Genomic DNA, 23,586 nt, shown 5'->3' with positions numbered 1-23,586 from the left:
GAAGAAAAATTCTTTTAAAAAACTCGGTTCCGTTCAGCATAGCTGCATAGCAGCCTTCTACTTATTTCTTTGATAATGTGAGTGTAACCAATACCTTGAATGAAAATATGACGAAATTATGGAATATCCTCCTATCCAGTAAAGTTTTCAGACAAAAACCTTATTCCCAGGTTATACAAGCGCATCTTGGGGCAGTCAAATTGTACTTTACCTATTTGTGATTTCTTATTTGTCATTTGGTAAAACAGAAGAATTGTGAAGTATAATTAAAATATATAAACAGCGACAACGCTACTCGTTGCGAGGCAGCGAATATGGATTGCCAATAAAGTTTTGAGGCGATATGCAGCCGGGGAAAGAAATTTTAGGAAGGCAGATTTGAGAGGAATAATTACCCTTCTGCTGGAGCTAGGTACTGAGTGACAAATTCTTGGACAAGAGCATTATCTTGACCACAACTTTATGACATAAGGTTTTAAGGTTGTGAACACTTTTTGTTGCGTTAACAGTGAATACTTCGCCAACATCTGTTGTCAAGGTATCCACACATCATTTGTCTAAACAATGATGCCACCATCTTTAGTCAGTCGGGACACTTTTAGATCAACTTGATTTCATTTTTTTGAAGGAGTCTATTAATGAGTCTTATCATAAAGTCGATTGTGAACGCGGACACTGAGGCTCGCTATCTCAGCCCTGGGGAGCTGGATCAGATTAAGAGCTTTGTCACAAATAGTGAGCGCCGTCTGCGTCTTGTTCAGGTTTTAACAGAAAACCGGGAGCGCATTGTTAAGCAATCTGGAAACCAGCTGTTTCAAAAGCGCCCAGACATTGTCTCTCCTGGTGGGAACGCGTACGGTGAAGAAATGAGTGCGACTTGCCTGCGGGACATAGATTACTACCTGCGCTTGATCACCTACAGCGTCGTGGCTGGTGAGGAGACACCGATTCAAGAGATTGGGATCATTGGTGTGAGGGAAATGTATAGGTCCCTTGGCACTCCGATTGAGGCTGTTGCTGAAAGCATCCGTGCGATGAAGAATGTCACCAGCTCGATGTTGTCATCAGAAGACGCAAGCCTTGTTGGCGGTTACTTTGACTACCTAATCGCTGCCATGCAGTAGGGCAATGACCTTAGAATGACTCCATGAACGGCTTGACTACCCATGTTATCCTACCGTTTTCACAAGGAATTCTAAGTTCTCCAGGGTGGCACTTGGCACAAGATGGTAACTTCTCTAGCTTTAGGCGTAAATGGATTTTGTCAAGCTAAAACACTAACAATTTTTGCAACACAACCCTTTTCTCCAAGTTTGAGGAGGTAATCCCTGGTGTTGACGAAACTGGCGCGAGAAATGACACGCATTTTGATAGCCGAGTGCTGAAGCAATCTGTCAGGGGCGAGCGCAGTTCGTGAGAGAGGGTGGCGAGGAATTCGTCTTTAAGGCGGTTGGCAGTTTCAGCTTGAATACGAGCTGCCTGCTCACGCTCTAGTAACTGTGAGCGTCGTTCTTTCTCTAAGCGCAAGAAGCGCTCGGTGATGTCGCGGCTTACCGTTGCTATGGCGATTGGCTGCGTCTGCTTGTTCTTAATGGTAAAGAAATTGCAGTGGACGGCGATCGCTCCAAAGCTTTTGAAGTGCCGGAAGTGGAAATCCCCCTCCCACCGACCATTTTGGAAGACTGTCGGCAGGATGTTCTGCTGGAAATAGTCCCGGTCTTCAGGCATGAAGTACTCGGATACCTTTGTTTGCCTGACCGAGTTAATGCCATCAAGACCGACGAGCTTCTGACCCACTTCGTTGACAAAAAGCGCTTGCCCTTCAAACGCTTTGCAAGGTCTGGCGGTTCTGATCAGCAGTTCACAAAACGCTGATTACTGAGTGCTTGAACTATAACTTCAGGTAGCTCTTTGTAGGATGGATTGCAATTTTAGTAGGCGATCGCCCGCCGCCGCCAAAGTTTCTGGCTTCTTACTAAAACAGAATCGAATGAATTTGCTAGCTTTCTCTGGTTGAGAGAAAAAGCTGGAACCAGGAACCACTGCAACTCCAATCTCTTTAATGAGATAGAGGACGAACTCTGTATCCGTCTTGTAGCCAAAGCGAGAGATGTCAGCGAGTACATAGTAAGCTCCCTTAGGAATAGAATAGGGAATCCCGACTTCATCTAAAATCTGAAGCAGACTGTCTCGCTTCTCCTGATACAGTATTGCCAATTCCTTGTAGTAACTTTGTGGTAGTTGCATCGCCGCCACTCCTGCTCGTTGCAAAGGTGCAGGTGCGCCTACGGTAAGAAAATCATGAACTCTACGAATTGCGCCAGTTAATTCTGGATTTGCCAAGATGTAGCCAACTCGCCATCCAGTCACACTGTAGGTTTTGGAAAGACTATTGATAGTTACAGTGCGTTCCTCCATACCTGGGAGGGTTGCCATTGCGATGTGCTCAGTTCCATCGTACAAAATATGTTCGTAGATTTCGTCTGTCAAAACTAGCACATCCCACTTTTGGCAAAGTTCGGCAATTAAGGTGAGTTCCTCACGGCTGAACACCTTTCCAGTTGGGTTGTGGGGAGTATTAATAATGATGGCTTTGGTGTTGTTGTTGAATGCTTGCCGTAGTTCGGCTTCATCAAAAGTCCAGTCGGGAGGATGCAGCGACACATAACGCGGAGTTGCACTCGCTATCACCGCATCGGGACCATAGTTTTCGTAATACGGCTCAAACACAATGACTTCATCACCTGGATCTACCGTAGCAAGCATTGTTGCTGCCATTGCTTCGGTGGAACCACAAGTTACAGTAATGTGCCGTTCGGGGTCAATTTCTAAGCCCAGATACCAACGGACTTTTTCAGCAAGGGCGTGACGGAAGGCGCGATCGCCCCAAGTAATGCCATACTGGTTAACATCACCTGCGATCGCTTCATAAGCAGCCTGTTTCAACTCTGGGGGACAGGGAAAATCGGGAAACCCTTGCGCCAAATTTACGGCATTGTGTTGCAATGCCACTCTAGTCATTTGACGAATGACCGACTCTGTAAACTGACTTGCCTTGGACGAAATTTTTTGCTTGTGCCCCTGAGTCACCCCATACCTCCATTAATGTTAAAGTCAACTTCTCACTCAATGTTTGAAGAATTTGCAAATTTTACGGTAAATCGATACAAATAATGTATAATATAATAACAAAAAGCGTGTCAGAATTTTTGTTATTATATATACTAGCATTTACGCCACAGCCAGTTATTGAGCATTAGAATTCTTACAAGAATCTGCTTTCAGGGTATTTGCAATCACAGACACACACGAGAGAAACGCTACTTATTCATCGGTGTCCATCTGTGTGCATCTGTGGTTTCATTTTCATACAATTGACGAGTGCAACAAACACCATGGCAGGTTTATTCTTCCACGGAAATTCTCAACGCTAAGGTTTTGGTTTCGCAAGGAAGACATCGGTGCTGTAGAGTAAGCTAACCATGCCACCCTGATCACAAAACTGTACGTGCAGTTGTTGCAAGTCAGAGATAAGTTGTTGGAGTACAGATCCAGAACGCGGTACAATCGAGTGACTCTGTGTTAAACCAATGAGCCCGGTTAAATCTACATCTTGTTTATAGGGAAACACATAGTGTTTTATATCAACTAAGTGATAACTGGCTAGATATTCCACTGTAGTACGATACTTCTCATTGGAAGGCAAATTTGCCGCTTCCAGTACCAAGTCAATATAATTAGCTGTAAATTCGTCATTTTTATCCCACTCATTCCAAACTGCAGCCAGTCTTCCCGACGGTTTCAAAATGCGGTGAAATTCGAGAAGAGTTGGTTCCGGGTTGAACCAGTGGAAAGACTGGAAGCAAGTTATTAAGTCAACTGAAGCATCGCTTAAGCCTGTAGCTTCGGCTGTTGCTTCGCGAAACTCCACTCTTGGATGGGGTGCAGCCGCTTGTCTCATGTCGGCGTTGGGTTCAATTGCTAAAACACGCACTCCCCGTTCAGCAAGAAGGCGCGAGGAAATTCCTGTCCCAGCGCCCACGTCTGCTACTACTATGGGCAACTGCGTGTCTATTCCCTCTAAGATGAAATCAATTGCTGCTGCTGGGTAACTTGGTCGATATTTTGCATAGTCTGATGCAAAATCGCAAAATCTACTGAGTGGATTCCAGGTGTACGGCGGCGTTTCTTCTAAATCAGCCATAATCTTCAAAACGCTGTCGGTAATGGGTTACTAGGATATGATTTCGGCTGACGCCACAAGCTCATATTCAATTCCTCGCAATAACACCCCCAGCTACGAGTTTCCATTTCATGATTGCATATCCAATTAAAGATTCGCCGCGCCCTGGCGATCGCCACTTGTTGGGATGGATAAATACGGGGGCTTGGACAAAAGACTTCTCCACTAATGTGGATTGCGGCAATTTGCCAGTAGTCGCTCCCCTCACCTTCAGGGATGACTTCTAAAAATCCGTCTTTGAAAGGCTCAATGACTCCGATATTCATTCAACATTAACTTTGACTTTATAAACACCCTCTATGATCTCAAAATTTGAAAATAGCCAATGAGGCTGTTTCTCTCTTTAGTTGAAAGCAGTGGAAGCAGTAGCAACACAAAAGATGAGTAACGGACGACTTCGTTGACTGTACTTAAAATTAGAACAGCAACCGATATAGTAAACCACCCAAGAGCTACTGTGTAATTTGGACTACCTATCTCTTTAGCTGTGTATATATGGATAACTATATAACTAGCTAATGCAGCTATCTCAGCCCAGCCATAGCCCATCATCCCCAAGTACGGTACCAGCAAAAAGGCACCTCCGCCAAAAAGCGCTATGTGTGCCGCATGAAACCAAGTCACCTCAAGATTTTTACCACACAGATAGAGGACTGACGAATGCAGATTGAACATGGAATTGGCAAGATAGCCAATTGCAATCAACGGAAAGATTTGCAGCGCTGGAGTCCAATCTTTACCAAAAACGAGCGGTAATACCACAGGAGCTGCTATTGCAAACCCTGCCATCGGTAAACCAACGGCTAGCGCTTGTAGACGCATTCCTTCCTCAATACTCTTGCGTAGGCGAGTTTTGTCATTCTCTAACTTAGCTAGCGCCGCCATAGCCAAACGCCAGGTGACAGCCTTAGCAAAGGCAAGCATTTCTACAAGGCGAATGGCTAAAGCCACAAATCCAACAGCTTCAGCCCCAGCGAAACGTCCGACAATCACTGGATTGACTAGCGATCGCAACTGCCAAAGCCAACCCGCAAAGGATAAGCTCAAACCATACGCCACCATTTCCCGAATTAAACTAGGCTTCCAGCACAAGCGCGGGCGAAGACTGGTACTATAGACAGTCAATACAACCATAGTTATTTGCTGCAGCCACAAACCACCAACAGGTGCCCAAGCACCAGCTCCTCGATTTGCAAGGGGTAGCGCTACCACATAATAACTAATTTGGCTGATTAACTCAATGAAGGCTACACGCTGAAAATTTAAGTCACGGTCTAGTTTAATTGTCAGGGGCAGATTTAACAGAGAAAGGGGTAATGTTAAACCCATGACTGCTATAAGCGGTGCTACTTCTGGAAGCTTAAGCATCTGGGCGATAATATGTTGCCCCAAGACAAGACTGAGTGTAAAGACACCGCTAATACATAGCAACAGGGTAAAGACTTGGTCATAATCCTGTTGGTCTGGATTGGATGTTTTACGTAGTAAATAGACATCCAAGCCCCATATACCCAACCCGCCGAGGAAGCTTACAATGCCATAAGCGACTCCATAAAGTCCGTACTCGGTCGGTCCAATGACTCTAGTGATGAATAATACACCAATTAAGCTCAATAATATACCCAAAGCTTGACGTATGACCATCAAGGCTCCGCCCTTGATGACTTTACTACGCAATCCCACGGCTACTCCAAAAATGAATTAAGTTTTACATTTGCACAAAATTCAGAATTCAGGATCTCCCTACAGAAGAATTCTGGATTCGGAATCCTGAATTCTGAGTTGTTTATGAATTATGTAGCACGAGCGAACAAGCGTCGGCGTAGGTTACGATTAAAAGACCGTATTCTGTCGTATCCATTAGGTCCAAGCAACCAAAGCACGGCGATCGCTATATTTAGGCGAGTAAAGCATGGGCGAAAAATGAGTTGAGGGTACATTGCAAATGCTTGCCGACTGTAATGAAAAGCCTGTTGATAATCTTGTGTGTCTATAGATCTCCAGGCTAGAAAGATATACAATCGACCATAGCTTCGAGCTCTGAGATATAAAATTTCTGTGGGCAAAGAACTATAGATTTTCTCAATTAACTGGCGAAAACCTCTTAACATTGATTCGCAATCTTTTGATTTGTTATTTGGGTGCATACGATATTTCACCAAAGGTTCTTTAACCACGCCATAGTGATAGCGAGTGGCAATACGTATCCACATATCCACATCTTCAATGTAGCTCTCCCGGTCAAACAAACCCAAGGTGTCAAAGCAAGAACGACGAATCATGGGTGAACTTCCACAGCATACAGAACTGTCACATGTTTCCACAACTTCCTTATAGACATCACCCTCGGTCTCGTGCTTCATGACTAAACCTGTGAGCTTGCCATTCTCATCTATAAAAGCTGTCCAAGCATCTACTAGACCCACCAAGGGATTATTATCTAAGCATTGGGCTTGTTTTTCTAACTTAGTTGGTTCCCAAATATCGTCAGCATCTAAAAAGGCAATGTATTCGCCTTGAGATTCAACAATACCCGTGTTTCGTGCCGCTGCTGTTCCTTGATTTTCTTGTGAAATCAGTCTGACTCGCAAGTCTGTAATTTGAGAAGCCCATTCAACAATTCCATCGGAACTGCCATCATTAATAATTAATACTTCAAAATCTGTTAGGGTCTGATTCAAAACACTTTCCACTGTTTTTGGGAGATATTTCATGGCATTATATGCCGGAATAATAACAGTCACTTTGGGCATAGTCATGAACTCTTTAATTCAATAGACTGACTTTTTCGGAATGAAACGCGCAAAAGGCAAAGAAAGAGAAATTAGATAAGTTTCTGAGCCAATTAGAGTTGCTATTTTTGGCTTGTCTTTATGACTAACCACTAACTACTAACTATTCCCTATTCCCCATTGTCCATTAGTTGTTGACCTGCGTCGCCGCAGTGCTTGGATAATTATTTTTATTTTGTCATATGTTTGATGACCGAATTTTTTCAATAGTGTCAAAGCTATGGTTTGACGTATAAAATCCCAAGAAAAAATCAGTTGCGGATGATAAGCAATGGCTTGATGATTAAAATGAAGCGCTCGGTCGTAATCTTGATTATTGATAGCTCTCCAAGCTAAGTAGAGATGAATACGACCATACCCTCTTTGTCTTAAAGGCAGTACTTCTGTAGGAACAGACTCAAAAGCTTTCTCGATGATTGTACGAAAGCTTCCAAAGTTGCTTGACAATTTGTGGACTTACTACCTGGATGCTGGCGATAACGAACTAAGGGTTCTTTAACGACAGCAAAGCGATAGTGAGAAGCAAGGCGAATCCACATATCTAAATCTTCAAGAAATGGTAATTCTCGGTTAAATAACCCTACCGTTTCAAAACAACTGCGACGAATCAAGGGTGTACTGTCACAACAGCATACTGTTTTAAACTGGACAAGTTGCTTCCAAACGTCGTCTCCCTCTGCATAGGAAACAACAACTTTCCCTGTGGACTTGCCTTGCTGGTCAATTAAAACTGTCCACGTATCTACCAAACCTACTAATGGGTTTTCTTCTAGGTAACGGACTTGCTTTTGGAGTTTGGTTGGCTCCCAAATATCATCAGCATCCAAAAGCGCGATATACTCTCCAAGAGCCGCAGTAATCCCTGTATTACGTGCCCCAGATGAACCTTGATTTTGCTGCGAAATCAGTCGAACTCGCGGGTCTTTGATTTGAGAAACCCACTCCACAGTTCCATCAGAACTCCCATCATCAACAATCAGCACTTCAAAATCTGTAAATGTCTGCTTCAGAACACTCTCTACAGCTTCTAGGAGGTAAGCTACAGCATTGTAGGCTGGGATAACGACAGAAACTTTCGGCATATCAAACCCCTATGTTTCACCATTCATAACAAGCTAAGGTTATAGTTCCCCAGCAGTCTGACAAATGCACAAATGCACAGTGGGATATTCTTCAACCCTTAATTCCTCCTGCTGGGGGCAAAGGACTAAGAACGGTGGATATGAAAGCACTGGTGAACACGAGTTTCTACGTGCGGGTTGTGCGTGGAGAATGTTGCCTCGTAATATGCCACCGTGGCAAACGGTTTACCATTACTCATTTTTATAGTATTGTAAAGTTTTCTTTGGAAAACTATAAATTTTTCATATTGGAAATATGTTGTTTAGGACGTTACAGACCACTGGCATGGTATATAAACAATATACCTGCGAGGGATTAGTACGATTACAGTCTCAAAAAGATTGATGGATTACATTGGAGTGGCTTTCATGGCCATTTTTCAACCTTTGACAAGCCGCAAGCGGCTGTTTCACGTAGTTGCATTTGTAGCTAGTGTAATTGCCGCTCTATTTTTCGGCTGTCAGGCAACCCCGAGTCAACAGCCTGTCGCGCAATCTGTCACCCAACGTGTCACACGTGACAAGTGGACTTGGCCGTTTGCATCGACATCGCCTTGGAATATGCCCATCGGTTCGGATGCGATTTACGTACCGGCAAACCTTGAAAAGGCGTACTATACAGGGTCAGATGAAGAGTACTTTTTCCAGATCAAAGACGGCGATCCATTGCGTCCGGTGTATGGTCCTGGTGCTTGGGGTGAGGGGCGCTGTACGGGTACACAAACTATGTATATTTCATTGCCCGTTCCAGATGACTTAATTGTTCCAGACGCTACAACTGTTCCATACAGCACACCCAACAATGCTTCAGCATTTCTGATGCCAGATGGCAAAACCTTAGTGCAGCTTGAACCTTTAGCTCGCTGTCAACAGGGGGGTCCGATCTATGGTTGGCGGTATTTTCCAGATGTTGATATTTACGGAGATGGGATAGGTGGAGCGCATTTTGGTTCTGGTCTGTCTTCCATTGGTGGTTCTATTCGTAAAGGCGAGCTTACCAGCAACGAACCAATTCATCATGCATTAAAAGTTCTGGTTTGGGAGCAGAAATATCTTTACTACTCTAAGGATATTCCTGGGTATCGCTGGCCTGCAGATCGTGCTGATAATCGTGCAGCAGAACACTATCATGGTACAAATCCTAAGCTTGTACAAGGTTCACTACTAGCAATTCCTCCAAACGTAACCGAAGCAAGTCTCAACTTACAAACACCTGTTGCTAAAAAACTGTTTCATGCCTTGCAAGATTATGGTAGTTATATTGTAGATAGCACAGGTATGGACTCTTACACCGTTGCAGTGGAAAAGGGAGTTCTTGAGGAGTTTTATAACGCTTTTGGCTACGATTTTCAGGGCACAAGTGGAACGTTTCATGAAGACATTGAGAAGCTATTCCAAGCACTTTACATTGTTGATAACAATGGACCACAAAGCATCGGTGGTGGTGGAACACCGCGTGCGCCTCTTGCTCCACCTATTGGAAACTAACTGACTTTGCCGGAAGGCAGAAGTTAGAAGGAGCAGCGTTTAGCCGCAGAAAACTTACTCAATACTGGTCATCAACCACTCTGATTAGTTGATAGGCGTTCTAAAGCGCCTATCAACTAATCACGATCAGGAGGGTGGTTGGCTACTGTGAGTGGGTTGACGAGAGTACTAGAAGTGGATACCTATTGATAATCTTTATTAATAAATAAATGAGGGACACAACCGTGATTAATGCTTTTGCACGACGCAAGTCTGCTTATTTGTGATTGTCACCTTGATAGACGAGGCGATCGCCATGCACCAGAAGAACAATTTGTACGGCGCAAGTCTGCAACACTGGTAATGGTCAGTGTCGAAGGTGATTATCCTGGCTGTAAGTAAGTGGGCAAGCAATACAGGGCGCATAAACAAGAGTCCTCTTCTGCCTCAACTTATTGCAAATTATCATCAATAGTTGCTCACATCCTGCTACTCTCGTCAACCCACTCACAGCAACCAACCACTCTCCCTCAATGATTACTTGATAGGCGTTCTAGTACACAGTCGGAATATCCAGCGCCTACAATCAGCCAATCTACTTTCATGCAGCTTCTCCTGGCTTGACATAATTTGGCTGTTGAGACTTGGTGTCACTATCAGGTTGAAGGTAATCCTGCCAAAATTGAATAGAAGTCAAATCGTTGGCAGCTTTTTTCCACTCTGCACGGACGTCTGACCATCTCAAACGACTTCTGATTGCAGATTTAACCCAGGCAAATAAAATATTAATACCAGCTTGATTATCTAGCTCATTTTGATATATTTGAGGATTGTTTTCCATAGTAAAAATAATTCTTTTCTTAGCAAAACCTTTACAAAAGGGGTTAGACAAGGGGTCTCTTTCTTTTGAGCTAAATCGAATGACCGCTGTCTCATCCTTAATAAAAAATTTCGGGAGGAAATGACCATTAAGTGTCAACAAACTCACCAGGCTTTGTAATTTTTTTGCTTTAGTAATTTGAGAACCTTCACTATTCAAGCTAGAATGAGTCAGTATAGTCTGGCTTTTATGACTTTTACTAAATTCAAAAATCCAAGAATGCAAAATCTCAGGGTCATGACTTCTAATGAAACTGGGACCTTGCATATAATCTTCAAAACCTTTGACAATCATTTGTGCAGAATTATAATCAAATATTAATAAGTGATAAATTAAAGTTCGTGTAAAGAGTTTAATTGTATCCAAATATCCCAGGGAACTGTGAATTGCATGAACTATGAGCCGATTGCGATATTCGTAGTAAAGATCCCAAACAGGCTTTTTAGCATAAAATGGTTCATGCCACACAGCTAAAGATGGAAAAGCCACTATCCCATTATCAAGAGTTTGATTGATTCTTAAACCAAACTCTAGGTCGTCTGTTTTAATAAACAAAGGTAGCGGTAATCCAATACTTTGCACAACTTCTTTAGAATAAGAGAAAAACCAAAATCCTCCATAATCTATACTTTCTTCTAACAACAGTAAGTTCAATGAGGTAGGGTTTCGTAGATCAAGATTTTGCTTGAGACCAGTGAGTGTGAATGGACGATGTTGAAGGTTTCCTTCATCATCAAAGTATTTGTTGTATAATGAACCGGCTTCATACAAAATGTGTTTTTTGTATAAATCCAGCATACTGCCAGCTACCGCAAAATCCTGCTTCGCATATTCATATAAAGGAAAAAGCCTGAAGATAGTTTCACTGTCTAACTCTACATCGTCATCCATAAACAAGAAATGGGTATGAACGCCTTCCTGCAATGCCTCAATCAGTCCTTTAGTAAAACCCCCACTTCCACCTACATTTCGATTAGAGATGAGCTGAACCCTAGAGTCTTCAAAATCACTTTTATTTAGAGTGTTGCCATTATCAACTACAAATATTTTAAACTTCTTATCTTGTAACAAATTGTCCTTTAAAATAGTAGTAACTGTTTGTTTGACATAAGCTTCTTTTTTGTATGTACAAATGATAATACCTAATGAAACATCCCTAACTTTTTCTTGTGCAGTGACAACTAACCCTTCTGTAAACAAACCTTGTTCACTCAGGCAAGTTATTTCCAGATAAATACGACCAGCTTGTTGGTTTTGATTAAGAACTGGCAATAAGACTTTTATGTAATCTGATGTTTGACATTGATACATTTTTTCCTTATAAATAAGTTTTTTAGCACTCTCCTCATAGGTCTCTCGGTATGCAGAAACTTCAAAATCGCCTTCAAGCTTTAGTAAGTAGTACAGTGAGCTAACAGTTGTGTATTTTGTATAGAATTGTTCATAAATTGAGTTGAAGTAAGTGTTGAAAGATAGAGTACTACCTTGGTGCAAACTAATCTGTCTATTCTTAGTTAGAGACTCTAGAGAAAATGATTGATCTAATTTGATATATAACTCAAAAGTTTCTGCTGTTTTCGGCAATTGTACTCGGCTTAATACTTTCATCTGTCTCCTCCCTTTTCTGGTTGTTTTGTGTTATTGCGTTGCAATCCGTTCAGATGTAGTGTTATCAAGCCAGCGGTCAATTTACTTACCTGCTATGTCTTTCTCAAATACACCAAGCGCCCGAACTACTGCTTGATCCATGTCATAGTACTTGTAATCTCCAAGTCGTCCTGCAAACAGTACTGAACCGTTGAGTTTCTCGACTTCTTTGAGGTAAAGCTCTAGGCGTTCACGGTTCTCTTCACGAGGAATTGGATAGTAGGGGTCGTTTTTCCCTGGTACATAAGCTTGAGGATATTCCATCACCAAAGTCGTTTTTGGTAAAGTTTGCCCCGACAAATACTTCTGCTCGGTGATGCGGGTGATATCATACTCGTTGGGGTAATTGACTGTACCGACTTCTTGATACTGCTCTTGGTCTAAAGTCTCGAACTGAAAGTTGATGCTACGATAAGGCAGTTCGCCATACATATAATCGAAGAAAGCATCAATTGGACCTGTGCAGAGTAGTCGGTTAAACTTAACGTCGTTGATAATCTCGCGGTAATCTGTATTGAGTAGCACCTTAATATTGGGGTGAGCCAGCATTTTGCGGAACATCTCAGTGTAGCCAAGCTTGGGCATAGCTTGGTAGGGGTCTTGGAAGTAACGGTTGTCCCGACTAATGTAAACTGGTACACGTCCTGTGACTCCCCGATCCAATTCCTCTGGTTTCAGTTCCCACTGCTTAATTGTGTAGTTGAGGAAAACCTTTTCATAAATATAATCAGCGAGAAAAGTGAGGTCACCACTTGCACTCTCGCGCAGTTTCAAAATGGGTACTTTAACCCCAAAACCAAAGTTCTCTAAAAGTAAACTCTCCAGCTTCTCTGCATATTTTGGCGGAAAAAGAGCATAGAGAGAATTGAGATTAAAAGGTATGGGAACTTTCTTACCATCTATGACTCCAAGGACATGGTGAAAGTAATGTCTCCACTCAGTAAATTGAGACAGATAATCCCAAACTTTTTTGGATTTGGTGTGAAAAATGTGGGGTCCGTATTTATGTACTAGGATGCCATGCTCATTGTAGTAATCGTAGGCATTACCACCGATGTGATCCCGTTTTTCTACAATGAGTACTCGTTGTGCTAGTTGAGTTGCAACTCGTTCAGCTATGACACACGCAGAGTATCCAGCGCCTATAATTAGCCAGTCAAATTTCATGTGATTTCTCCCTTTTTAAGGCTAAATAGAGGTTTGGAACTTTCACACTGGAGTGAAGATTGTTTTCTTTCTTCAGGTTTTAACTCCCTGAATTTAAACACATAATCTGTTGAATAATGAACGATTCCTGCACCTAAGTGTTTAGCTTCTTCTGCAATCACACCAGGTGCAATTCCATTGACAGCCATTGCCAATTCTGGTTCTGACTCTGCCTTATCCACAGCAGTATATGCGGCCGGATTAACTGTTACTAAGAATGTCTCCATAATATCTTTGTTTTAGAACTGGTTTTAGAACTACTATAAAATAAAGAATATCAAGCGTTTCCCTTTAACCCTATAGCTAGGGTACGCCAAGGGCGGACAAGTATCTCCTTTGGAGCGGCTGCGCCTATAGCCCTGCGGGCATGGCTGCGCTAAAGCGTAGCTCGTCAGGGGCGGAGGCACGCCAGTCGCCTAGGTCGACGAAAAACTATCCTGCAGCACTGATCTCACCTTTTCTCCAAGTCAAATTCCGAGTTCAAACTGCAAAACTTAAGTAGTATTGATAGTCGCCTCATTAAATTACGCCTCATTAAATTATTAATGATTGGCAATTAGTTTATAGACTTCTACAGTATCAGCAGCACACTTAGACCAACTAAAACTTTGCGATCGCGCAAAACCTTTTTGACGCAAATCCTGAACTAAGGTACTATCAGTCAGGATATTAAGCATAGCCTGACAAAGAGCATCCTTGTCTTTTGGATCAACTAGGATACCTGCGTCACCTACAACTTCCGGCAAAGAAGTGGTGTTGGAGGTAATGACGGGAGTACCGCACCGCATAGCTTCTAGAGTGGGTAAGCCAAAACCTTCGTATATGGAGGGGTAAATAAAAGCGGTAGCTCCGCTGTAGATGGCGCTCAAATCCTCATCATCAACATACCCAGTGAACACCACTCTAGAACTGAACCGAGAAAAGTTAGGATGATTAATGGTTTCACCAGTTGTGTGACGCTTCGAGCCGACTAAAACTAGATTAACGTCAAGGTTGGGTTGCTCAGATAACAGCTCTAAGAAGCAATGAATTAAATGAGCAAGATTCTTACGTGGTTCAAGGTGAGTTCCAACACTTAAGAAGTAATTACCATCAGGAATACCATATCGTTGACGAGCAGTAGCAATCTGAGCAGAGTCAGTCACTAAATGAAAGTGATTAGCAGCTGCTAGAGGAGTCACGAATGTACGCTCAAGAGGCATTCCTGTGTACTCACAAAACTCTTGCCTAGTGTATTCAGAATTACATACAACCCAATCTTTTTGATGGTTAATACTATTAAGTATTTCTTTAAAATAAGGAATTAGTATTGGCACTATCAATTCAGGTGTAGCTACGGGAATAATGTCATGGACAGTTAAGAGCCTAGGTACATCTTTAGTAAATTCTTCAGAAGGTAACTTATGATAAGGGGAATGAAAAATGTCAAAGTTGTTGTTATCAAAATAAAGGTAAGCATCAAAAAGTCTTAAAAGTTTAAATATCCCTCTTATTATGATTGCTTTTGGTAATAATTTCGGTATTTTCTGAAAATCTTCTGACGAGAATATAGGATAAATCTCATCATATAGACTTCGTACATTTAGCCGACTCTTTAAAAGTTCAACAATTTTATATGTTGCTAAACAAGGCTCATTCTTTATATAACAAGAAAAGTTAAGCGCATCAAATAAAGAATTTCCAGCACATATTTTTGCTAATTCCAGTTCGATATCATCTCTTTTATTGAGCTCATACATGACCTCTTCGGTAACTCTGTAAATTCCACTTTTACGCTCCGAGTTTCTTGCTTCAACCAGCAAGCTTGTTATGTCATAAGCTACTCTAATTTTCATCTTTACTCCTTCAAATCCAATGAGTATTGTTTGCCTAAATAGGCTGACTTATCTAGCTAGACATAGCTGTTTTATAGGCTTTCACAGTTTCTTGAGCACACCTCTCCCAACTAAAATATTTTGCCTGCTCAATTGATTGCAAAGACATTCTTTCTCTTAAGGATGAATTGCTGTAAAGTTTTAGTATGCTCTGACAAAGGCCATCTACATCCAAAGGATCAAGCTTAATTGCTGCGTCCCCTAAAACTTCAGGTAGGGAGGAGGTATTTGAGCTAATAACTGGGACACCACATTGCATAGCCTCAAGCGGTGGTAGACCAAATCCTTCGTAAAAAGAAAGGTAAGTGAAAGCAAGTGCGGTGCTGTAGAGTGCAGCTAAGTCTTCGTCAGCTACATATCCGGTAAGAATGACGCGCTCCTTTGCCAAACCGAAATTAGCAAGTTCTTCAAAAATCTTGCTATAACTCCAACCTTTTGTGCCTACTAAGACAAGATATAGATCTTTAATATTCTGTTCTTGAATCAGCTTGGCAAAACAACGAATGATATGGTCAACATTTTTGCGAGGCTCTAAAGTACAGAGGCTGAGAATGTAAGGGGCATTAGGTATATAGTATTTTTTACGGACATCGGCAATTTTTTCTGGATTGGAACAGGGATAGAAAATATCAGGTGCGGCAGCCAAATGGGTAACAAATACTTTACGAGGGTCAATATTTTTTAAATAGTTGCAAAGGTCATTCTTAGTTGAGTTGGATACACATATTACGTAGTCTTCAGGACTTATACTGTTTAAAATTCTTTTTAACCCCTCGTCATTATTATGTTCAAATAAGTGTGGATATAAAACTGGAATTAAATCATGAATAGTTAAAAACTTTTTAATATTCTTTGCTTCTTTTAATATATGTGTAAAGGCAAAGCAAGGAGAATGAAAGACATCTATATTCCGTAAGACTTTAGCATCTAAAGGTGCCATATGTCTTTCAGCAAGTCTATTAGCTATTCTGTAGAGTTTCCTTAAGACCCTAAGGGGTAACGTATATTGGGAACCTTTATTTAGTCTAATATTATATTGGTAAAGTTTTCTAGCAATAAATGCTTCGTGCTTTGAGTAGGCAAGAGATTTTTTTTCCAGCTTTTCATTAGATGCCAAATAATCTAGGCATTGAACTAGCACTGGCAAATTTTGGCTAACACAAAACTTTAAATCAATATCTTGTAAACCTGCTAGCCCATATGCCATGTTTTCAACTACTCTAAAGGTTCCAGTTCGATTAACAGAATCATAGTGACCTATTCCTAGTAATGAAATATCGTAGAGAATCTTCATTATTGTATATTTCAAATATGCATTGTAATTGAAAACTTAAACTGACAAGGCAGTTTTGTAAGCAGCAATTGTCTCTTGTGTACATCTTTCCCAACTAAACTTTTTTGCCTGCTCTATTGATTTCAAAGACATACTCTTTCTGAGTGATGAATCACTATATATTTCAAGCATACTCTGGCAAAGCCCATCCACATCTAAGGGTTCGAGCCTAATGGCAGCATCACCCACTACTTCGGGTAAGGAGGAAGTATTTGAGGTGATGACTGGAATACCGCACTGCATTGCCTCCAAAGGTGGAAGACCAAATCCTTCATAAAAAGAAAGGTAAGCAAAAGCAAGGGCACCGCTATAGAGCGCAGCTAAATCTTGGTCAGCTACATATCCAACCAGGATGATGCGATTTTTGGCCAGTTCAAAGTTAGTAATTTCTTCAAAAACCTTATCGTAGCTCCAACCTTTTGCGCCTACTAAAACAAGATACAAGTCTTGAATGTTTTGCTCTTGAATCATTTTAGCAAAACAGCGAATTGTATGGTCAATATTTTTGCGTGGCTCTAATGTACAGAGACTCAAAATATAACGGGCATCGGGAATATTGTATTTTTTACGTATTGCAGCAACTTTCTCTAAACTTAAGCAAGGATAGAAAAAATCTGGTGCGGCAGCTAAAGGGGTTACAAATACTCTTGAGGAATCAAAAATTTTTAAGTAATTGCATAAGTCATTTTTCGTAGACTGTGATACGCAAATAACAAAATCTTCAGACTCCAGACTCTTTAAAGTAATTTCTTGAGAAGATTTGTGTTCATCTCCTGTAAAAAACTTTGGATACAGTATCGGAATTAAATCATGAACTGTGAGGAAATTTTTAGTTTTTCTATTCTGTCTTACCCTTTTAGGTATGGGATGAAGAGGAGAGTGAAATATATCAGCGGCAGCTAAGCTCTTAGAATCAATTAAGTTTGTGTAGTATTCAACAAACCCCTTGCTATAAAGCAAGGGTTTTCTAATACTTTTTAGTAGCAAACGTTCCAGCCCATATGCGTTATCTATTTTTTCGTTGATAGGCTTTATCTGATTGTGAAGAAGTCTCTTGATTTTTGGATGAGCAAAAGGTACTTTTTCAAACTTTAGGTTTGCTTCCAAATAGTCTAAACAAGCAACTGAAATTGAAATGTTGTTATGAGTAGCAATTGTACAAAAAGACAGATCACATTCTTTTGAGTTGGCTAAACCATAAGCAATGTTCTCAATCACTCTGAAAACTCCGGTTCTAGCAAGAGGATCATAGTATCCACTACCAAGAAGCGAGATATCATATAAGACTTTCATGTCTCCAATCTACTTTATCTAAACAACAGCCATTTTAAAAATCTACAAATCTATCAAAATTGATCATAGAAACCAGATATTAAGAGAATTAGACTTCTAAAACTTAACTGTAATTTTACAAAAAAAACATTTTTTGGCGTAGTAGGTACTTTTCGATTGCGATATACGCTCTTAAGTTAAGCTGCTAATAATAGAAAATCAGTTTAACTTTTGTACATTGTCAATTATATAAATATTGTTATAATCATTTTTTTCTCCTTAAAATATCTTGTCGTTAATAAGAACGAGCAAAAAAATAAAGTTTTCGATCTACAATTCATCTAAGACATAAGACACATACAACTGAAGTTTTACTCTTCAACATTCACTAATGGTAAATTTAAACTTTCAAGCAAAAGTACTTCATCTTTCGGGGATGTTTTTATCTGCTCCCCATCTCTATTACGCGTCTCACAAAATTGTCCTGACTTATATCCTTCTTCAATAGTTACCTCTTTTATGGTAAAAGGTTTTTTATCTGCACGTATGAAAAAAGCATTTACACCATTACTACAACATCCAACAAACACATAACCTTTACGTGTTGCCAGTAAGCAAAGAGCTTTTAGTGAGGTACCAAAATAGATCATTGAATGATGAGTTTCTGCTCGCTCAAAATTCTCACTGTATGGTATTGTTACAGCAGCGTGGCTACCAAATCTGTAGTTATATTCAACAATGACAATAACTGGGTTAATGACATTAATAGCTTCCCAAATCCAGTAATCATTTCCATCTATGTCTATTGAAAGTAGGCCAATCTCTCCAGCCAAACCTTGCTCTAAAAGCAAATTGTTAATATTATCTTTTGTTACAAAAGCTTTGATAGCTTTTAAATTATAATTCCAATAAACATGGTCACTCTTAATTCGAGAGATATTAGCATCACTACCATCAATTATTAAACCAGCCCAGTTATTGTTTACTAGGAGAAATCTCGTATTTGCTTGCTGGTAATCTTCTACGCCAAATTCAACAAATACTTTGTTATCAATTTCAACATTATTTATTAGAAACTGAATTATTCCATCCTCTCCCCATTGAGAGAAAACTTGATACTCATAATCAAACAAATTATCACTAGGATTTTGTCTTAATTGTCTCATTTCAATTCTTCCTAAAGCTCTCTGAATAAGCTCAATACGATCCTCCATCTCTTTATGACGTTTTTCTAGAGCATTATGACGTTTTTCTAGACAGCCGAGTCTGTAAGTAATAGGAGATAAAAATTTATTCCTAATTAATTTGATTCCCTCAATTAATGACATCTTTAAATAGCCTCCTGTTTTCTAACCATCAAAGTATTTTAATTTTTATCTGTATGCAATTTGCTTAATATTCCAATCTAGTTTTGGTCTTACAACTCCTGGTAGTCTTTCATTCATAGGACCGTGTCCCTCGACATCCTCAATGCTTAAACCCAAACAATATGGAGTTGTAGCAAGAGATTTATCATATGGAGGCATATCTGATCCAAAACAGATTGAATATCTACCTGCATTTAATACATATCCAGGAAAAAAACATTGGCTTGTATACTCACCTGGAGTTCTTACTAACTTTGGCCAAGCGACCGGATCATTAGAACCACAGATAGGAATTCCTTCTGAATTTTGCATAAAAAAGCCAATTCTTAAACCGTTTATAGGCTTTAACACCTCGTATTTCACTGCTATTGAAAACCCTTTACGACAATCAATTGTCGAGGCATAATCTCCCTGCTCATTCAAAATGTAAGCTTCAAGAAAACGAAGTTCCGAAGACTGCGGAGCATTTTTTCTATCCCATATTATATGAGCATCTGATGAACGCTCATCAGCTAAGTAAGTAGTGATAGCAGTTTCAATGTCTGAGTCCATCAATAATTGACCTTTTTGCATCATTAACGCCCGACTACATAGCGCTCTAATAGCTGCCATGTTATGACTCACAAATATAATTGTTCTTCCTTCTTTGCCTACGTTCTCCATTTTTCCTAAACACTTCTTTTGAAAGGCTACATCTCCTACCGCGAGAACTTCATCGACAATTAAAATCTCTGGCTCCAAATGAGCAGCTACCGCAAATGCCAAGCGTACATACATCCCTGAGGAGTATCGCTTAACTGGCGTATCTAGAAACTTTTCTACCTCTGAAAACGCCACAATCTCATCAAACTTGCGTTGAATTTCTACCTTGCTCATTCCCAGGATTGCACCATTGAGAAAGATATTTTCCCTTCCTGTTAACTCTGGGTGAAAGCCTGTCCCAACTTCCAATAAACTGGCTACTCGTCCATTAATTCTAATAGAGCCTTCTGTTGGTTCCGTGATCCTGCTAAGAATCTTTAATAACGTTGACTTTCCTGCTCCATTACGACCAATAATACCAATTCTATCCCCCTGCTTAATCTCAAACGACACATCCTTCAGCGCCCAGAACTCTTCCCGATTTAGATTTGCTTCCTTTTTCTTACTAGGGTTTAGCGAACTAGCAACGAACTTCACTGCATTAGTCATTGCCTCACGAAATGTCTTGTAATTGCTACCCTGTTCTTGATGTGCAATGACATACTTCTTACTTAAGTTTTCAACTTGAATGACAGTATCGGACATCTACCTAACTCCTACCTCAATCACACACCTAAATTATGTCAGCAATTATGTCAGCAAAAGTATATTTATCAACTTTTAATATACAACTCAGCAGTATCATCTGTTTGCAGAAATTTTAATCTGCCTACTATGTTCATAATCTCTCTTCCTTTTATGGACTGCAGGGTTTTATTCTGTTATTTATTGCCTGAAACATGAGGATGAGGTTGATTATTTACGCCAAATACATCTGGTTGTAAAGGTTTTTAGAGACAAATAGTTTTTACTTTTTTGAAGATATAACCTTGTCTAAACTTACAGTTTCCTCAAACGGAACTATCTTAGGTTGGTTTGAGACTTGCTGTAAGTGCTGGTAAATATAATCTACAAAAGGTTGATAAGCTGCTTTAGGAGAAAACTTCTCGCTCACGTACTTATAAGCTTGTTTCTCCATCCATTGGCGTTTATCTGGATTGGTTAAAAGCGTATGCACTCCCAGTGCAAAATCCTCAACAGTGTCCGCCACAAGTATTGTTTTGCCTGCAACCTCACGCAATCCTTGCACTCCCACACTGGTTGAAACACAAGCGCGACCATAGGACATAGCCTCTACTAGCTTGATTTTAAGTCCACTACCAGCTAGCAAAGGAACCAGACAAACTTCAGCAGCGCTGTATTCAGGTTTTAAATCGTCCACCCTACCTAAAAGACGAACATTAGGAAAACTTCCTTCAATCAAGTCACATACAGTTCCACAGACATGAAGGCTGCTATGTGGGCTTAACTCTATGACCTTTGCCCATACATTCTCAAGAAACCACTGTAGACCATAGTAGTTGTGGTTTATGCCACTACCAACAAATAAACAACGACCAGGAATTTGCTTGATAGTATGAGAGTGACAGTTCACGGACATAGGCATACAAATTACCTCACACTGAGGTACCATTTCCTTAAAGACGTTGGCATCTTCTTCCTGGATCGCTAACAGTACTTGGGCTTTGCTCAACTCTATAATTTCCTGTTCCTTACTCCAATACGGTTCAGAAGAAGCAAGCCCTAGTTTTTTGAATTGAGCAACTCTTTGATGACGTACGTCATGAGTTAGTATGACTTTTAGTACGTTCTTATCTAAAACAGGAGAGTCTAAAACATTCGCTAAAAAGGCATAATTAGCAATGACAATATCTGGTTTGAATCGAAGGAATTGTGAATTTATAAAAGCGGTTTCCTCTAATAGGAGTGGGGCATCCCAAACACAAGAGGGAACTGCATACATGGGCGTTAACTGTCGTTGATCTCTAGCAGAACGGTAAATATTTTTAAGAGTTTCTGGTAACCTATCATAAATTAGTCGCAATGACTCAATAAGCCAATCTGATAATGAGTTAAATCTAAGCAGAAGACGACCTATCTTTAAGTTATCCTTAACCACCACATTAGCAAGTTTGGCTAAAGTAGGTGAAATGATGTGCCAAGGGGTTCTACTGCTAAGTAATGAATTTGGGAGTATGTACTCAATTTTATAACCCATCTGCTGTAAGTATTGCAAGAAGTTTAGAATATAAGTAGCATTGCCTCTTGTATTCTCAACAGGGATTTCTCTGCTAATAATTTGCACTTTGATAGGTCGCTGGATAAAGTCTGATAACACATTTTTCACCTTAGTCATAAACTATTTGACCTTACTGTTAATTTTAGTTCTACATATTTGAACATCAAATTTTGATTTGCTATTCATAAATAAATCCAGTATTGATTCTAGTCGCTCAAGATGTTTTCAGTTATAGCTTTACAATTAAACCATTAAGTGTATAAAGCAGTTTTATAAGCATTAATCGTCTGTTGAGTACATTTTTCCCAACTAAACTTTTTCGCCTGCTCTAGAGATTTTTGTGACATAGACTGCTGCAAACTAGGGTGGTTGTAAAGCTTAAGCAAGTTATGACAAAGCCCATCAGCGTCTTTGGGGTCAAGCATGATTCCAGCATCACCAACCACTTCAGGTAAGGAAGAGGTATTGGAAGTGATGACAGGAACACCACATTGCATGGCTTCTAATGGTGGTAGACCAAAGCCTTCGTAGAAGGAAGGATATACGAATGCAAGAGCGCCACTGTAGACGGCAGCTAAATCTTCATCTGCAACATAGCCTGTTAAAATGATACGGTCTTTTAAGATAGGATGAGTAGAGATTTGAGCGAAAACTTTGTCGTATTTCCAACCTTTTGCACCGACCAACACCAGATTTAAATCCTGAATTTTTTCCTGTTGAATGAGCTGAAGAAAACATCGAATGGTATGGTCAATATTTTTTCGAGGTTCTAAGGTACTTAAACTGAGAATATAGGGTGCATTAGGTATGTTATATTTACTACAAGTCAATTCAATATGTTGAGAATCTGAGCAGTTATAGAAAAGCTTTGATGCCGCTAAATATGTGATAAAAACCTTGGAAGGATCAATAATACTAGAGTAATTACATAAGTCATTTTTAGTTGATTGGGAAACGCATACAACCCAAGATTCAGGATCTAAACTCAATATAGCTTTTTCGACTATATCTTTGTTATATTGAAAAAAATCTGGATATAAAATAGGAATCAAATCGTGTACTGTAAGGAACTTTTCTATACGAGTTGTTGCTTTTCTAATTTCATCAGGAATGGGATCATAAGGTGAGTGGTATATGTCTGCTTCTGCAAGGCTATCATGTGAAAGTGGTCTATAAAACAATTCTGCACTTTGGGTTACATAAGTCAAAACCTTTCTTAAGACCTTAAGCATTAATATCTTAGGTGCTAATTTTTGGGAATTTGGAATTTGGTCGAGCTTTTGGTTAAGCTGACGATAAATTTTGCACAAACGTCGCCTAAATTCTACGTCTTTGCTCTTGTAACTTAAAAATATTCCCGCTAGTTCTGGATTCGATTCTAAGTAGTCGAGAACATCGCTTAATCTAGTAGAAGAGCCTTGCGTGCAAAAAATTAAATCGCACTCTTGTGAATTTTTTAAACCATAAACCAGATTCTCAACAACTCTAAAAATTCCTGTGCGACAGGGAGGATAATAGTGTCCGACTCCAAGCCATGAGATGTCGTATAAAACTTTCATACAT

General features: G+C 40.1%; 18 protein-coding genes and 2 pseudogenes. 3 read left to right on the top strand and 17 right to left on the bottom strand.

Annotated elements, in window-relative coordinates; translation table 11 throughout:
* Positions 1-638: 638 nt before the first annotated feature.
* Positions 639-1,124, top strand: coding sequence for an allophycocyanin (locus V5G28_RS24315; RefSeq protein ID WP_096563448.1), 486 nt, complete (start codon positions 639-641; stop codon positions 1,122-1,124).
* A 153-nt stretch (positions 1,125-1,277) separates the two neighbouring features.
* Here V5G28_RS24315 and V5G28_RS24310 read toward each other — a convergent pair.
* From V5G28_RS24310 to V5G28_RS24280, 7 genes and pseudogenes are all read right to left on the bottom strand, one after another.
* Positions 1,278-1,394 (bottom strand): annotated as a pseudogene (locus V5G28_RS24310) (helix-turn-helix domain-containing protein); the annotation flags it as partial.
* Positions 1,395-1,899: 505 nt separating this feature from the next.
* A complete protein-coding gene (locus V5G28_RS24305) occupies positions 1,900-3,090 on the bottom strand; it encodes a pyridoxal phosphate-dependent aminotransferase (protein WP_332989828.1) in 1,191 nt (396 codons plus the stop codon).
* 340 nt (positions 3,091-3,430) lie between these two features.
* A complete protein-coding gene (locus V5G28_RS24300; RefSeq protein ID WP_332989826.1) occupies positions 3,431-4,204 on the bottom strand; it encodes a class I SAM-dependent methyltransferase in 774 nt (257 codons plus the stop codon).
* 5 nt (positions 4,205-4,209) lie between these two features.
* Entirely contained in the window at positions 4,210-4,509 is a 300-nt protein-coding gene (locus tag V5G28_RS24295; RefSeq protein ID WP_332989824.1) for a hypothetical protein, read from the bottom strand.
* 31 nt (positions 4,510-4,540) lie between these two features.
* Positions 4,541-5,926: an oligosaccharide flippase family protein gene (locus V5G28_RS24290; RefSeq protein ID WP_332989822.1), complete on the bottom strand. Its 1,386-nt coding sequence runs from the start codon at positions 5,924-5,926 to the stop codon at positions 4,541-4,543.
* Between the two features lie 110 nt (positions 5,927-6,036).
* On the bottom strand, positions 6,037-6,996 hold the full coding sequence (locus V5G28_RS24285; protein WP_096563456.1) for a glycosyltransferase family 2 protein: 960 nt from the start codon (positions 6,994-6,996) through the stop codon (positions 6,037-6,039).
* Between the two features lie 407 nt (positions 6,997-7,403).
* Entirely contained in the window at positions 7,404-8,117 is a 714-nt protein-coding gene (locus V5G28_RS24280) for a glycosyltransferase family 2 protein (protein WP_336231316.1), read from the bottom strand.
* Positions 8,118-8,525: 408 nt separating this feature from the next.
* On the opposite strand from V5G28_RS24280, the gene V5G28_RS24275 reads away from it, so the two are divergent.
* Both V5G28_RS24275 and V5G28_RS24270 read left to right on the top strand, forming a co-directional pair.
* The gene (locus V5G28_RS24275; protein WP_332989818.1) at positions 8,526-9,644 is read left to right on the top strand and encodes a hypothetical protein; all 1,119 of its coding nucleotides are present in this window, start codon (positions 8,526-8,528) and stop codon (positions 9,642-9,644) included.
* Between the two features lie 231 nt (positions 9,645-9,875).
* Positions 9,876-10,025, top strand: coding sequence for a hypothetical protein (locus tag V5G28_RS24270; protein WP_332989815.1), 150 nt, complete (start codon positions 9,876-9,878; stop codon positions 10,023-10,025).
* Positions 10,026-10,224: 199 nt separating this feature from the next.
* Here V5G28_RS24270 and V5G28_RS24265 read toward each other — a convergent pair whose 3' ends face one another.
* From V5G28_RS24265 to V5G28_RS24220, 10 genes and pseudogenes are all read right to left on the bottom strand, one after another.
* Positions 10,225-12,111 (bottom strand): glycosyltransferase, encoded by a 1,887-nt coding sequence (locus V5G28_RS24265; RefSeq protein ID WP_332989813.1) that lies wholly within the window; start codon positions 12,109-12,111, stop codon positions 10,225-10,227.
* A gap of 81 nt (positions 12,112-12,192) precedes the next feature.
* Positions 12,193-13,317 carry a UDP-galactopyranose mutase gene (gene glf, locus V5G28_RS24260; RefSeq protein WP_332989811.1) on the bottom strand — a complete coding sequence of 375 codons (1,125 nt, stop codon included), beginning with the start codon at positions 13,315-13,317 and terminating at the stop codon, positions 12,193-12,195.
* Positions 13,318-13,412: 95 nt separating this feature from the next.
* Positions 13,413-13,562: pseudogene (locus V5G28_RS24255) on the bottom strand (sugar nucleotide-binding protein); the annotation flags it as partial.
* 336 nt (positions 13,563-13,898) lie between these two features.
* Positions 13,899-15,191, bottom strand: a complete 1,293-nt coding sequence (locus V5G28_RS24250) for a glycosyltransferase family 4 protein (protein WP_332989809.1) — start codon at positions 15,189-15,191, stop codon at positions 13,899-13,901.
* Between the two features lie 52 nt (positions 15,192-15,243).
* A complete protein-coding gene (locus tag V5G28_RS24245) occupies positions 15,244-16,524 on the bottom strand; it encodes a glycosyltransferase family 4 protein (RefSeq protein WP_332989807.1) in 1,281 nt (426 codons plus the stop codon).
* Between the two features lie 36 nt (positions 16,525-16,560).
* Positions 16,561-17,856, bottom strand: a complete 1,296-nt coding sequence (locus V5G28_RS24240) for a glycosyltransferase family 4 protein (protein ID WP_332989805.1) — start codon at positions 17,854-17,856, stop codon at positions 16,561-16,563.
* A gap of 350 nt (positions 17,857-18,206) precedes the next feature.
* Positions 18,207-19,163 carry a hypothetical protein gene (locus V5G28_RS24235; RefSeq protein ID WP_332989803.1) on the bottom strand — a complete coding sequence of 319 codons (957 nt, stop codon included), beginning with the start codon at positions 19,161-19,163 and terminating at the stop codon, positions 18,207-18,209.
* A 45-nt stretch (positions 19,164-19,208) separates the two neighbouring features.
* On the bottom strand, positions 19,209-20,489 hold the full coding sequence (locus V5G28_RS24230; protein ID WP_332989801.1) for an ABC transporter ATP-binding protein: 1,281 nt from the start codon (positions 20,487-20,489) through the stop codon (positions 19,209-19,211).
* Positions 20,490-20,751: 262 nt separating this feature from the next.
* Positions 20,752-22,140 (bottom strand): glycosyltransferase family 4 protein, encoded by a 1,389-nt coding sequence (locus V5G28_RS24225; protein WP_332989799.1) that lies wholly within the window; start codon positions 22,138-22,140, stop codon positions 20,752-20,754.
* A gap of 134 nt (positions 22,141-22,274) precedes the next feature.
* Positions 22,275-23,582, bottom strand: a complete 1,308-nt coding sequence (locus tag V5G28_RS24220; protein WP_332989797.1) for a glycosyltransferase family 4 protein — start codon at positions 23,580-23,582, stop codon at positions 22,275-22,277.
* Between the last annotated feature and the right edge of the window lie 4 nt (positions 23,583-23,586).

The sequence above is a fragment of the Scytonema sp. PRP1 genome (genome assembly GCF_036697665.2).
GTDB classification, from domain to species: Bacteria; Cyanobacteriota; Cyanobacteriia; order Cyanobacteriales; family Nostocaceae; genus Kalymmatonema; species Kalymmatonema gypsitolerans.
This window is presented reverse-complemented; position numbering and strand designations above follow the sequence as displayed.

Excerpts from the sequence above, each read along its gene's own strand:
- V5G28_RS24315 (WP_096563448.1), top strand. The coding sequence starts at position 639 with ATGAGTCTTATCATAAAGTCGATTGTGAACGCGGACACTGAGGCTCGC.
- V5G28_RS24300 (WP_332989826.1), bottom strand. The coding sequence starts at position 4,204 with ATGGCTGATTTAGAAGAAACGCCGCCGTACACCTGGAATCCACTCAGT.
- V5G28_RS24295 (WP_332989824.1), bottom strand. The coding sequence starts at position 4,509 with ATGAATATCGGAGTCATTGAGCCTTTCAAAGACGGATTTTTAGAAGTC.
- V5G28_RS24285 (WP_096563456.1), bottom strand. The coding sequence starts at position 6,996 with ATGCCCAAAGTGACTGTTATTATTCCGGCATATAATGCCATGAAATAT.
- V5G28_RS24280 (WP_336231316.1), bottom strand. The coding sequence starts at position 8,117 with ATGCCGAAAGTTTCTGTCGTTATCCCAGCCTACAATGCTGTAGCTTAC.
- V5G28_RS24275 (WP_332989818.1), top strand. The coding sequence starts at position 8,526 with ATGGCCATTTTTCAACCTTTGACAAGCCGCAAGCGGCTGTTTCACGTA.
- V5G28_RS24270 (WP_332989815.1), top strand. The coding sequence starts at position 9,876 with ATGCTTTTGCACGACGCAAGTCTGCTTATTTGTGATTGTCACCTTGAT.
- V5G28_RS24265 (WP_332989813.1), bottom strand. The coding sequence starts at position 12,111 with ATGAAAGTATTAAGCCGAGTACAATTGCCGAAAACAGCAGAAACTTTT.
- glf (WP_332989811.1), bottom strand. The coding sequence starts at position 13,317 with ATGAAATTTGACTGGCTAATTATAGGCGCTGGATACTCTGCGTGTGTC.
- V5G28_RS24250 (WP_332989809.1), bottom strand. The coding sequence starts at position 15,191 with ATGAAAATTAGAGTAGCTTATGACATAACAAGCTTGCTGGTTGAAGCA.
- V5G28_RS24245 (WP_332989807.1), bottom strand. The coding sequence starts at position 16,524 with ATGAAGATTCTCTACGATATTTCATTACTAGGAATAGGTCACTATGAT.
- V5G28_RS24240 (WP_332989805.1), bottom strand. The coding sequence starts at position 17,856 with ATGAAAGTCTTATATGATATCTCGCTTCTTGGTAGTGGATACTATGAT.
- V5G28_RS24235 (WP_332989803.1), bottom strand. The coding sequence starts at position 19,163 with ATGTCATTAATTGAGGGAATCAAATTAATTAGGAATAAATTTTTATCT.
- V5G28_RS24230 (WP_332989801.1), bottom strand. The coding sequence starts at position 20,489 with ATGTCCGATACTGTCATTCAAGTTGAAAACTTAAGTAAGAAGTATGTC.
- V5G28_RS24225 (WP_332989799.1), bottom strand. The coding sequence starts at position 22,140 with ATGACTAAGGTGAAAAATGTGTTATCAGACTTTATCCAGCGACCTATC.
- V5G28_RS24220 (WP_332989797.1), bottom strand. The coding sequence starts at position 23,582 with ATGAAAGTTTTATACGACATCTCATGGCTTGGAGTCGGACACTATTAT.